This window comes from Desulfococcus multivorans, assembly GCF_001854245.1.
GTDB lineage: Bacteria > Desulfobacterota > Desulfobacteria > Desulfobacterales > Desulfococcaceae > Desulfococcus > Desulfococcus multivorans.
On the sequence record NZ_CP015381.1, the window covers coordinates 2869766 to 2882077 of the forward strand.

Annotated in this window: 9 protein-coding genes; 6 read left to right on the forward strand and 3 right to left on the reverse strand. The window is 60.4% G+C overall.

All coding sequences use genetic code 11. The features are described 5' to 3' along the window. Nucleotides 1–3: 3 nt before the first annotated feature. The gene (locus tag dmul_RS12560; protein WP_020876050.1) at nt 4–3105 is read right to left on the reverse strand and encodes a 4Fe-4S dicluster domain-containing protein; all 3102 of its coding nucleotides are present in this window, start codon (nt 3103–3105) and stop codon (nt 4–6) included. 502 nt (nt 3106–3607) lie between these two features. On the opposite strand from dmul_RS12560, the gene ubiE reads away from it, so the two are divergent. From ubiE to dmul_RS12580, 4 genes are all read left to right on the forward strand, one after another. Beyond that, a complete protein-coding gene (gene ubiE, locus dmul_RS12565) occupies nt 3608–4423 on the forward strand; it encodes a bifunctional demethylmenaquinone methyltransferase/2-methoxy-6-polyprenyl-1,4-benzoquinol methylase UbiE (protein WP_020878402.1) in 816 nt (271 codons plus the stop codon). A gap of 15 nt (nt 4424–4438) precedes the next feature. After that, nucleotides 4439–4669 (forward strand): hypothetical protein, encoded by a 231-nt coding sequence (locus dmul_RS12570; RefSeq protein ID WP_040416727.1) that lies wholly within the window; start codon nt 4439–4441, stop codon nt 4667–4669. Between the two features lie 2 nt (nt 4670–4671). Next, nucleotides 4672–6522 carry an AAA family ATPase gene (locus tag dmul_RS12575; protein WP_020878404.1) on the forward strand — a complete coding sequence of 617 codons (1851 nt, stop codon included), beginning with the start codon at nt 4672–4674 and terminating at the stop codon, nt 6520–6522. A gap of 127 nt (nt 6523–6649) precedes the next feature. Beyond that, the gene (locus dmul_RS12580; RefSeq protein WP_020878405.1) at nt 6650–7132 is read left to right on the forward strand and encodes a CBS domain-containing protein; all 483 of its coding nucleotides are present in this window, start codon (nt 6650–6652) and stop codon (nt 7130–7132) included. A 161-nt stretch (nt 7133–7293) separates the two neighbouring features. Here dmul_RS12580 and dmul_RS12585 read toward each other — a convergent pair whose 3' ends face one another. Together dmul_RS12585 and dmul_RS12590 are read right to left on the reverse strand one after the other, a co-directional pair. After that, nucleotides 7294–8178, reverse strand: a complete 885-nt coding sequence (locus dmul_RS12585) for a hypothetical protein (protein ID WP_020878406.1) — start codon at nt 8176–8178, stop codon at nt 7294–7296. A gap of 739 nt (nt 8179–8917) precedes the next feature. Beyond that, the gene (locus tag dmul_RS12590; RefSeq protein ID WP_020878407.1) at nt 8918–10336 is read right to left on the reverse strand and encodes an MATE family efflux transporter; all 1419 of its coding nucleotides are present in this window, start codon (nt 10334–10336) and stop codon (nt 8918–8920) included. Between the two features lie 510 nt (nt 10337–10846). On the opposite strand from dmul_RS12590, the gene dmul_RS12595 reads away from it, so the two are divergent. Together dmul_RS12595 and dmul_RS12600 are read left to right on the forward strand one after the other, a co-directional pair. Further along, complete coding sequence (locus dmul_RS12595) at nt 10847–11590, forward strand: arginase family protein (protein WP_020878408.1); 744 nt, start codon at nt 10847–10849, stop codon at nt 11588–11590. 43 nt (nt 11591–11633) lie between these two features. Beyond that, on the forward strand, nt 11634–12311 hold the full coding sequence (locus dmul_RS12600; protein ID WP_020878409.1) for an ABC transporter ATP-binding protein: 678 nt from the start codon (nt 11634–11636) through the stop codon (nt 12309–12311). Nucleotide 12312: the final 1 nt, after the last annotated feature.

Here is a 12312-nt window from a genome sequence, read left to right on the forward strand (position 1 = left end):
GAATCAGATCTCCTGGACGACTTTTTTGAGATAAATAACAGCGGGTTTCGTATTCAGATATCCCATGACCTGATAGGCCCTCGGGTCGTCGGTCATCTTTCGGACCCGGCTTTCCCTGTCCGCGAGATTTCCGAAAACCAGCGCGTCGGTGGGACAGGTCTGAACGCAGGCCGGCACCATTTCTCCATCCCGGATCCGGCGGTTCTCATCCCTGGCCCGGCCGTGGGCATCCTTGATTCGCTGAACACAGAAGGAGCATTTCTCCATCACCCCCCGCATGCGGACCGTCACGTCGGGATTGAGCTGCAGGGGCAGCGGATTGGGCCGATCCCATTCATACCAGTTGAATCTTCGGACCTTGTAGGGACAGTTCTGGGAGCAGTACCGGGTCCCGATGCACCGGTTGTAGATCTGGTTGTTGAGCCCTTCGTGGCCGTGGTGGGGGGCATAGACCGGACAGACCGATTCGCAGGGCGCATTGTCGCAATGCTGGCACATCATCGGCAGGAAAATCATCTTTTCCATCCGGTCGGGATCGTGATACCGCTCGATGCGGAGCCACGACATCTCCCGCCCTTCGATAATCCGCTCTTCCCCGACCACGCCGATGTTGTTCTCGGCGTAGCAGGCCACGGCGCAGGCCCCGCAGCCGATGCAGCGATCCAAATCGACCACCATCCCCCAGCGATAGTCATCCCGGTGCTCGTGGGGCGGATACACGTCCCGGTGGGGATCGTATCCATCGGGAAGCGGCAGGGTCATAGGGAATTCGTTCATACCGAAGCCCACGGTATGGCTGCCGGGATGCGCCTTTCCGCCGAGTTCGGCCATGCCCACGGTGAGGGCGATCTTGCGGCCGTGCTGAAACTTGCTGCCGTCGGTATTGGCGAGCACCATTCGCCTGCCCTCGGGAAGCATGTCCACACCCTGCACCACCAATGTCGGACCGCCGGAGACCGGATCGACCGTATCCGGGAGGAGCCGGAAAGGATTGCCGCCGTTGCCTCGGGCATATCGGCCGAAAGCCTCGTGCCCCTGCCCCGTCGTCATCACGAGAACGCCCGGATCGAGGCCGAAGCAGGGATAGGCCGGGGCGCTCAAACGGCCCCATGGGGATTGGATCTCCAGGCAGTCTCCGGATTTGAGGCCTTCCCGGGCCATGGTGTCGGGGTGAATCCAGACCGGCGCCTGCCAGGCGACCTTGGTGATGGGATCGGGATACTCGGCCAGCCAGGGCTTGTTGCCCCCGCGCCCGTCGAAGAACCGAAGGGAGGGGGCGGCGATGAAGGTGAATTTCCCGGCCGCCGTCCCGGGTTCGGGATCCAGGCCGGCCAGCAATTTGACGCTGTCGAACGAGAACTTCCACGTATATGGCGAGGCCTCGGCGGCCGCGTCGAAAATTCCTCCCCGCTGAACCGTCTCGAGCCATTCCCGATCGTCGGCGATCCGTCCCGCCGCCTCGAGCCGATCGCGGGTCATGCGCCGGGCCCGGCTGTCAGCCGGGGTTTCGTCGCCGGCAAATCCCGCCAGAAGGTCTGTCAGGGCTGAAAAGTCCGTAAGCTTCCCCATGGCCGGTTGCAGGGTCGAGACGATGCCGTGCCGCCCCGCGTATTCACCCCACCGCTCCAGCGGAAGCCGCACCGGCAGGATGAGATCGGCCAGGGCGGTGGTATCGTCCATGAAATTGCTGAAGCTGACCGTAAACTGCGACGGCCGCCCCAGGAGTTCCCGGAGCCCCAATGATTCGGGCAGGGCAAAGACGGGGTTGACGTTGTTGAGCATCAGAACGGCATTGTCCCGTGCGCCGATCGTTTTGAACAGCTGGTGGACGTCCGCACGTTCCGAAGCGATTTCCACGCGATGCCGACAGGTGAAATCGAACCGCGACAGCGTCGGATCAAGCACGAGATTGAGAAGATTGACGGCGACATTGGCGGCGAGGCCCTCCCGGGCGCCGGCTCCCGCGCCCTGCCCCAGGACCAGAGGCCGCCTGGCCGCCAGCAGCCGGTCGATCAGCATGCGGCAGGCCGACGGATCCATGCCCGCGATCCGGCAGGTGGATGCCGCCGTGTGGGGTCGCGACACCTTTTCAAGGGCATCGCGGATATTCGCCGGCAGGTCGCGGCCTTTTCCCGCGGCCAGCGCTTCCCGAATGCAGGTCAGCGCGACAAAGGCTTCCGTACCGCACCGGATGGACAACCATTGGTCCGCATTGACCGCCGTCAGGGACTGGTACGGCCCCACATGAATGAACAGCCCCTTTCCACCGTCGCGATACCCATGCATGGTTTTGAATTTTCGGGCGTATTCCACCGGAGAAAGCCAGGTCTCCAGGAAGTCCGCTCCGAAGCCGACAAGAACGTCCGCCGCGTCGATGTGATAACGGCACAGGCCTTTGATGCCGAAGGTCAAGGCATTGGCCGCTTTCAGGGATTCGTAGGCAAAGGCCTCGAACAACACCGGCGGGCCGGACTTCACGGCGCCCATAAACTGGTTCATGGCGTCAAGCGTGGTCTCTCCCACGACTTCGGACAGGAGAAAAACATTGCCGTCGCCGGCCGTCGCCGCTTCGGAAAGCCGCTCCCGGACCACGGCCGTGGCCGCCTCCCGGGTGAGGGGCCGCCACCGGCCGTCGGTCTTGATCAGCGGCGTTCTGATTCTGTCGGGGTTGTAGACCCCCTGGAGGGCCGCCTGGCCCCGCATGCAAAGCTTTCCCCGGTTGACGGGATGAAACGGGTTTCCCTCGACCTTGATCACCCGGCCCTCGCGATTTTTGGCGATAAGACCGCATCCGGCGGGACATTCCCGGCACGTGGAAGCATACCAGGCGGGCTTCCCGGTGACCATATCGTCCGGGGCACGGACCAGGGTGTAAAGATTTTTTTCGGGGTTGCCGGTGCAGCCGGCGGCAACGGAAAGGCTGCCGATACCGGCAATCTTCAGGAAAGTTCGGCGATCCATGAAAAGCGCTCCCCACCCATTGGGCAAATGCGGATAGGCCTGCCTGAGGCATCCCATATCCAATGTCAGGTTTCGGTTCCGGGATTCGTTTCCCTCGTCCGGTGTCGATGCCGGGCCTTGAACGGCAAGCTCCCGGCGATTCATGTCTGTCTTCTAAGCTGTGCTGATTTGACGCTTCGGGTCGGCGGACTTGTCACGGCGGTAAAAACCCGCGCCGACAATAGGATTCAAGAGATAACAAAAGCTCTTGTGAAGTGTCAAGAATGATTTGCAGCCGGGTCAAGGCGTTAACGCACGGCAGTCATCCCCTCGGGGCGGCAGAGGGGCAGGTCCCGGCCGTGGAAGAAGATTTGCACCGGGTCGGTTTCTGTTCTATAATGCCCCAACTTTAATGTCCCAACTTTCGACTTTCATGATAGTGAGCGAAAAGAGGTGCCGGGAGGATACGGTCCGCGCCCCTTCAGCAGTGAGTTTTAGTGCCGCTTAAGCGCCGCGGCGGATCAGCGGCCCGGACTGTTTGAGCGCAAGCGAGTTTCCGGGCCGCCCGGAGCAAGCTTCAGCGGCACTTGAACGAAACCGTGTGGGGCGCGGACCGTATCCTCCCGGCACCGGCCTATGAGAGTCGAAATTTGAGGAATGTTTCTCAATGGGATTGAATGAAGCGCGGCGAAAACAGCGGACGATCGGAAAGACCGGCATCATGACAGAAGCGTTGAAATCAGAAGAGACCACCCATATTGGATATCGCAGGATCTCCCGGGAAGAGAAGACCCGGTGGGTCCGCCGCCAGTTCGACACGGTCGCCGCCAGGTACGACCTGATGAACACCCTCCTCAGCTTCGGCATCCATTATCTCTGGAAACGCCGGGCCGTCTCGCTCCTCGATCTGAAACCGGGGGACGCCGTGCTGGACGTCTGCGGCGGCACCGGAGATCTGGCCGTATCGGCCCTCAGGCGGGTCGGCGCCGGGGGGAAGGTCGTCCTGTACGACATCAACCGGGAAATGATGAATGCCGGCAGGAAAAAGGGAACCCATCCCCACCTGCGCCGTCGCATCCGTTTCCTTCAGGGGGATGCCGAACGGATGGCGCTCCGGGACAATGTCTTCGATGCGGCGATAGTGGGGTTCGGCATTCGCAACCTGACCGACATGATGGCCGGCTTTCGGGAAATGCACCGTGTCCTCAAGCCGGGCGGACGGACGGTCTGCCTCGAGTTTTCCCGGCCCACCGCACCCCTATTCCAATGGATGTACGACCGGTATTCCTTCCACGTCATGCCGTGGCTGGGCGAACGATTGACCGGCTCCCGGCAGGCCTACACCTATCTTCCCGAATCGATCCGAATGTTTCCGGACCCCGATGCATTGGCCAAACAGCTTGCCGCCGTCGGATTCTCCAATGTCGCCTACTGGAAGCTGACCAACGGCGTCGCCGTGATCCACAAGGGCCTGAAGGCTTAGGCCGGCGGCGATGAAGTGCCCAAATCGCCTCGTTCTGATACCATCGAGGTCGATATCGAGATGATGACCTCGACCACCGAACTTTTGTCGGATCTCTTCACCGCACGCCTGGAGACGCTGGCCGCGGAACACGGGCTGACGACGGCGGAGACGGAAAGAATCCTTGCAGTGTTCCGGCAGGCTCTCGCCAACCCCTTCATGACCGAGGAACACATCTATCGAAAGCTTTCCGGCGAGGATACCTGAACATGACTCCGGACCGTCCGGACAGAATCCGGCTCGACGAGATCACCCTGGAGAATATCGGCTGTTTCGTTCGGAAAACCATTCGGTTCTCCGAGCTCACCGTGATCTTCGGCGAAAACCGGACGGGAAAATCCACCCTGGTGTATGCGGTCTATTTCGCGCTCTACGGGGCGCACCTCAACCACCGCCTCAAGGTCGCCGATCTCTGCCGCAAGGGCGAAGCCGCCGGAACGGTTACCCTCCGCTTCGAGAAAGGGGGCATCGCCTACAAGCTGCAGCGGACAACGGACGCCTTACCGAAGCTCTATCGCCGCCCAGCCCCTGAAGCGGCCTGGGAAACCGTCCCTGTCCACGCACCCGAGGTCCTCGACGCCGTCATTGGCGTCCGACCGGAAACCGCGTCCGTCAGCTCGTTTTTCCGGGAGAGCGAGCTGATCTATTTTCTCCAGGATATGCCGAAATACAACCAGACCCTGCTCCAGAGCTTCATCGGCATGGATGACGGCCTTGTGCTTCGCACGCGGTTCAAAAAGGCTCTCGGCAGGGCGCGGGAGGTTAAAAAGGCCATCGAAAACGCCGCCCCCAGGAAAAGCGTCGACCCGCTCCACCTCGAACTCACCCGTCGACAGCTGGCCGAGTCCGAAAAAGCCCTTACGGAACTGGAGCAGATTCGCCGAACCGACCGAGGCGCAGGTGTCCCGGATCCGGCGATTTACCAGCTTCTCGTCCGCCGACACCAGACTGAGTCCAAAACCCTGGAGACGCTCAAATCCCTTGCGGAAAAACTTCCATCAGCCAAGGCCCTGGCGACGGAAAAACGTGACCTCGAATCCCGTCTGCAGGAAGCCGAGACAGCCCTGGCCGATGCGGAAGCCCTGCAACGCCGCATCGGCGGCCTCATCCAGAAAACCGACAACCTGAAACTGCGCCTGAAACACCTCGCAACGTTGGAAGCCCGGGCGGCCTGTCCGATTTGCGATCAGGCGGTCTCTCCGGACCAGGCCGCAAGTCTCGTCCGGAAAATCGAATGCCAGTTGTCCCGTGCCGAGGACGAAAAAAGCCGCATCGAGGCGCGCCTGAAGAATATGGAGCGCCTCGCAAGGGATTCGACCCGTCATCGGGAACGACTCCTGGAAATCGACGGCAAGATACAGAAAATAAATGATATTCAACAACGCATCGACGAGGTGACCGAGCAGGTGACGGCGTTGGCCCGGGATCTGGACCGGCTTGAGCGCCCGGAAGACGGCATCCGTGAAGCCCCGGCCCCTTACGACCCCGAGACGGCGGTGGACAGTCGGCGGCTTCAGCTCCAGGAGCAGATCATCCGACATCGCGTCACCCTGACACGTTACGCGGATGATTTGAAACGCGCTGATGAGCATCGCGTGCACATTGCCCGGGCCGATCGGCAGGTGCTGCTCTGCACCGTTGCCGCCAGGGCGGTGGAAGAGGCACTCCAGAGCCTGGGAAGCCGTCTCCTCGAAAAAATCCGGAAAAGCGTCGGCGACTGGTCGCGCCATTTCTCTTTCCTGGACCGGTTCGACATCGAGATCAGCGACCGGGAGCTGCTGCCCCTGATCCAGGCCAGGGGATACCGGTACAAGCTCAACCAGATGAGCAAGAGCGAACGGATCTTCCTGTACCTGATGCTCAAGCTCGCCATCGGCGACGCCCTGGGCCACCTCGGCTTCTTCATGCTCGACGATCCGGCCGACGGCCTCGACCTCAAACGCAAGCAGACCCTGGCCTATCTTCTGACAGAGGCGGCCTCCCGCCGCCAGGTGCTGGTCACCACCAACGATGCCGATTTCGGGGACTTTTTCGCCGGCGGCGTCCGGACGGAACTCTGAGGCGGCCGTCATCCTCCGGGACCCGATTCGGTTCGGGCGCGTTTACCGCTTGACGTTCCCGGCACCGCTCCCTATAGTTCTATTGAACCCGGAATGATCCCAAAAGTCCTATCTGAGAGGTGAGGCTATGCTGAGCGTAAAAGACATCATGACGACAGAGGTGATCACCGTGACACCGGAAACGGAGATCGTGGAGGCAACCCGGCTGCTTCTGGAAAATCACATCAACGGCCTCCCGGTGGTCGACGACAAGGGAAAAGTAGTGGGCATCCTCTGCCAAAGCGATCTGATCGTTCAGCAGAAAAAGCTGCCCCTCCCCTCCTTTTTCACCTTCCTGGACGGATTCATTCCCCTGACCTCCATGAAACAACTGGAGAAGGAGATTCAAAAGGCGGTGGCCGTCACCGTGGCCCACGCCATGACGCCCAACCCGGTCACCGTCACGCCCGACACGGGGTTGAACAGTGTCGCAGCCCTGATGGTGGACAGAAATTTTCACACCCTTCCAGTGGTGGAGAAAGGGCGCCTGGTGGGGATCGTCGGCAAGGAAGACGTGATTCGAACCCTGACCAACGCAACCCTCGAAAAAGAGGCGTCATTGCCCCATTGACAGCCGTTCGCTTCCACGCACCTTGAACAGTTCGCCAAAGACAGGCCCGCGGCGCCACACCCCCGGACCGCGACGGCTTCGTCACGGTCCGCAGAGAACGTTGCGGCATTCAGAGACCGGCATGTTCAGGGCGGTGACGCTGGTGAATGGGCCGTGGAATATCAGGAAATATCGGGGGTCACCGCCTCGTACAGGGGCATGAGCGTCTTGAAGAGGCTGGAGATTTCGGCGGCGATGGCCGTCTGTTTTTCCAGAACGGTCGATTTCTCCTCGATCCTGACGATATTGAGGTCCAGGCCGCGATCCTCGGGCAGGTCTTCGAGAAAGGCGTGAAGGGAATCGATCTCCTTGCTGCCGTCGTGAAGCCGAATCCGCCATTTGCCTTCGTGGGCCTCGATCACGCCTTTGAAACCCTTCTCCTCGAGATCATAGATGACGATATCGTTCTCGGCGGCCGTTCGGCACATCCATTCCTCGTTGTCCGAGTCCTTGAGCCATGAAATGAAGGTTGCCGGATCATTGCCTTCTCGGGGATATTCGAGGTAAAGACCATAACAAAGCCGTTTTTCGTCGACCTCGGCAAAGAACTTGGCCTGGAGAATGTCATTCTCTTCCGCCTTGTGAGTGACATCCGCCCAGTGGATGACGGGCTTCCGGTAAACGGCCCATGAGTTGAACGAAAACTTTTCCGAGGGCAATTTTTCCGTAACGGCCCCGCCCAGGCAGTTCCGGCTCCGCCAGGTGGTGGCGGTGATGTTCTTTTTGAAATCCCCCTCTTCAAACCCGTTGAACTTGTTGCCGTAGCGGGATGAGGCGGTCCTGGTCTTCTGGGGCTTGGCGGCTTTCTTCTTCTGGGCGGCCGCCTTCAGGCGCTTCTCCAGATCGAGCCGTTCCTGAATCCGTTGCTGCAGGTCGATGTCCGTCGTGACCTCTTCACCGGTCTCCCAGCGGATGACCATCGAATCTCCGTCAATGGCGATGACCTCGTACGGTCCTTTCATGTTTTCATATTTGTCCCCTACCTTGAACTCGATGATGTCGATCATAAATTCCTCTTTCCGCATGTTTCTGTGGGTTGCCTTCGATTATATGTCAAGCCGGTTTACGGCGCTATCTTCCCGGCATGCCGACCAACCGCCGTCATCGGAGATCAGATTCGGAATCCAGCGCCGGCCGTGCGTATTTTCAGCCGCTCTGAACAGCATGCAGCCACCCGCTCATAAAAATCTGGATGCATCCTGATTTGAATGCATCTTGAAAAGACACTGAAAGCTCGGAACAGAATCACGGGGAGAGACGTGTAACAGCGCCCATGAACCGGCGACTGCAGCGGGAGCGTCATCGTGTTCGCAGCATTGACGGAATACAATAAAAAAATATATTATCAATCACTTAATAGTATCTTTCCGACGGCTCGGTATACACTTGTACATATCCACCTTTCGACGTGCCAATGCCGGGACCTTCGGGGGAGGATTCACACCCATCACGCAGTTTTATCAGGGGGTTGGCCTTAAAGCTGAAAGGGGGCGTTTGTATGCCCCTTCAGTTTTGAGCCCGCTTCCGGTCAACGTTGCGAACGTCGAAAGATAAGTTGTGTTATTTACTTATAGCAGATTGACGGTTTTAAGGCAATAGCAGGCAAGCTTTTTATCGGCGGATCCGCCTGAAAGGACGATCGCGGGCCGTCCGGAGCAAGCTTAAGCGCCACTTGAACGAAACCGCGCGGGACGCGGGCCTTATCCTCCCGGCACCGGCCTGTGGAATTCGAAAGTCGAGTAAAGATCATTTGCGGGCTTCGGCAGGCTCGATGACGCGCATGGCAAGCCATCTGCCCCGACGGAAGCGGATGAAAGCGGCCGTAAACAGGGAGACGATAAAACACACGACGCAGCTCCAGGCGAAATAGATCCCCATGTCCAGAAAGAAAATCCCGATATAGATGGGCAGGATCATGACCACGATTGACAGCACACCATTGGCCCACATGATGAATCGCGTATCGCCGGCCCCCTTGAGGGCCCCGGTACGGATCATGTACTGGGCGTCAAAAAAAATATAGAAAGCCACGAACCGGAGCAGAATGACGCCCATCTCGGTCATGCGGGCCGATGCCGCCGGCGCAAGCTGCGGGGTTTGAAAAAGGGAGAGGGTCCATCGGGGCCAGACCAGATAAAAGAACCCCGTCACCAGAATATAGAGATAGATGATGTGGAGCGTGGCCCGCGTATCGGCCTGGGCCGCCGCCGGTTCTCCCCGACCCAGGGCCTGGCCGACCAGGGTGCTGGTCCCCATGGAAAACCCCATGATCGGCATGAACGTCAGGGAGTTGATGGTCAGAACGATGTTGGTGACCGCCAGTTCGATGCTGCCGATGCGCCCGACGATGAGCACGAAAAAGGTAAAGGCGAAAAGATCCAGGGTGAACTGGAGGGATCCGGGGATGCCGAAGCGAAGCAGGCGCCTGAAAAGCGCCGCTTCAATCCGCCGGTCGCTGCGCACCCCGAACCGTCGGTCATTGTCGCGGGTGAAAATCAGCCCGGTGAACAGCAATGCCATGACGGCCCAGGAAATCACCGTACCGAGGCCGGCGCCGGCAATGCCCATCTCGGGAAGATGCCATCGCCCGTTGATGAGGGCGTAATTGAGGGGGATGTTGATCAACATGCCGGCCAGATGCACCAGCATGACGGGCCGGGTGCGGCCCCTTCCGGAAAAAAAGGAGGAGAGGGTCGAAGCGAGCACGCAAAACCCGCCCCCGAGACAGAGCATTCGAAAATAGACCACCTCCATACGCCGGATCTCCGGGGCATGCCCGACAAGATCGAACAGGGGCACGGCGACAAACGAGAGGGCCGACAACGCCGCGGCGGCAGCGGCGGAAAAATAGATCCCCTGCCACAAGGCGCGCCCCACCCGAAGCGCCATGCCGGCCCCGGTGTACTGGGCCACGAACACGTTGACGTAGGTGCCGACACCCATGAAGAAACCAATGAACAGAAAGGCCGTCAGCCCGCCGGGGGTCGAGGCGGCGATGGCATCGATGGAATACCGGGCCAGAAAGATCCGGTCCGTCACCTCCAGAATCATGGTGGTGGCCATGCTCACCACCAACGGCAGGCTGACCCGAAGCACCTGACGGTAACGGTAAAGCGGCTCCGGTCGAAACCCTGTAAATTTCAGTGTTCGTGTTCTGATGTCCATACCGCTCCGAGATCCTCCCTGACGGGAGCATCGTAAGACCCTGTAAAATATAGGAAACCGATCAGGCCCGACGGCCGATCCCTCTTTTGCCGATTAGGCATAACGCCGTAACCTAAGGGTTGAGGACAAGGCCGTCAAGCCTTTATCCGACGGACGGGGGCAGCCCTGGCGTCCCGAACCCGACGGCAGGGAGGCACTTGTCCCCGGGGAGATCCCGTGGTATGTATGGGGAGGCTGAAGGCTGAAGACTGAAGGCCGAAGGGGGATAAGGGCGGCGGTTGTTGCAGAGTCGTACCTTCAGACTGTCGGCTTCAGTCGAATCTCCTGATGAAAGAGAGGCAGGCGGGGAGGTCGTTTTTCCGGGATGAGTTCTGTTCTGGTGGGGAGGCTGAAGGCTGAAGACTGAAGGCCGAAGGGGGATAAGGGCGGCGGTTGTTGCAGAGTCGTACCTTCAGGCTGTCGGCTTCAGTCGAATCTCCTGATGAAAGAGAGGCAGGCGGGGAGGTCGTCATGAAAGTCGTTTTTCACGAGGATTTCTATACGGTTTACACCAATGAGCCGGCGGCGGCTGAAGGCCGGATCGAGGCCGTGGTGGCGGCCATACGGGATAAGGCCGAATTCGTGGAAGCCGTCCCGGCGGACGAGGACGACATCCGGGCGGTACACACCGGGATGCACGTGATGCGCATACGGGAAAAAGGGCTTTACGACATCAGCGCCCTGGCTGCGGGCGGCGCCGTCCAGGCAGCGGAGATCGGCCTTGTTGAGCCCTGCTTCGCCCTCATCCGCCCCCCCGGCCACCACGCATCCGCGGACAGCTGCTGGGGATTCTGTTATTTCAACAACATGGCCGTGGCCCTGACGGCCCTCAAACGGCGGCAAAAGATCCAAACCGCCTTTGTCCTCGACATCGACCTCCATTACGGAGACGGCACCGTCAATATCCTGGATCCGGAGGACTGGGTGAGGATCCACAACCCCGAGGAGCGCCGCCGGCACGAATACCTCCGCAACGTCGCCCACGTTCTCTCCAACATCGCGGTCGACATTATCGGCATTTCCGCCGGCTTCGATCATCACCGGGAGGACTGGGGCGGGCTTCTGGAGACCGAGGACTACTACGAGATCGGTTTTCTGGTGCGGGAAACCGCCAGACGGAGCGGCGGCGGCTGCTTCGCCCTTCTGGAAGGTGGTTACAATCACGACGTGCTGGGGGAGTGCGCCGCCGCGCTCATGGCAGGCATGTCCGCATAACCGGGGGGCATGCCCCCGATACCCACGAAAGGCCAAGACCACGATGACGATACTGGACGCCCGGAACCTGACCCGGACCTATCGGGTGGAAAACCGGGAGATCACCATCATCAGGGATGTCTCCCTCTCGGTCGACCCAGGGGAGTTCCTGGTCATCCAGGGCAACAGCGGGAGCGGCAAGACGACCCTCCTGACCCTCCTGTCGGGCCTGGACCGGCCGACGTCGGGCCGTATTTTCATCCGGGACCGCGAGATCACCCACCTGGGCGAAGACGAGATGGCGCCCTTCCGGAACCGGGCCTTCGGATTCGTGTTCCAGTCCTTTCACCTGGTGCCGTCCCTCAACGCCCTCGAGAACGTCATGTTTCCCGCCGAACTTTCCGGGAACGGGCATGCCCGAAAGAAGGCCGAAGCCCTGCTCGACCGGGTCGGCCTCCTGCCCCGCCGCGGCCACTTCCCCCACCAGCTCTCAGGCGGGGAGAAGCAGCGCGTGGCCATCTGCCGGGCCCTGGTCAACGAACCGGATATCGTCTTCGCCGACGAGCCCACGGGCAACCTCGACGCCGACAACAGCGCGGCCATCCTGACCCTGCTGCTTCACCTCCGGAAAGAAAAAGGGGCCACCCTCATCCTGGTCACCCACAGCGCCGAGATCGCCCAAAAGGCGGATAGAAGGCTGCTGCTCAGCAACGGCGAGATTTCAACCGCGAGAGGAAACTGAC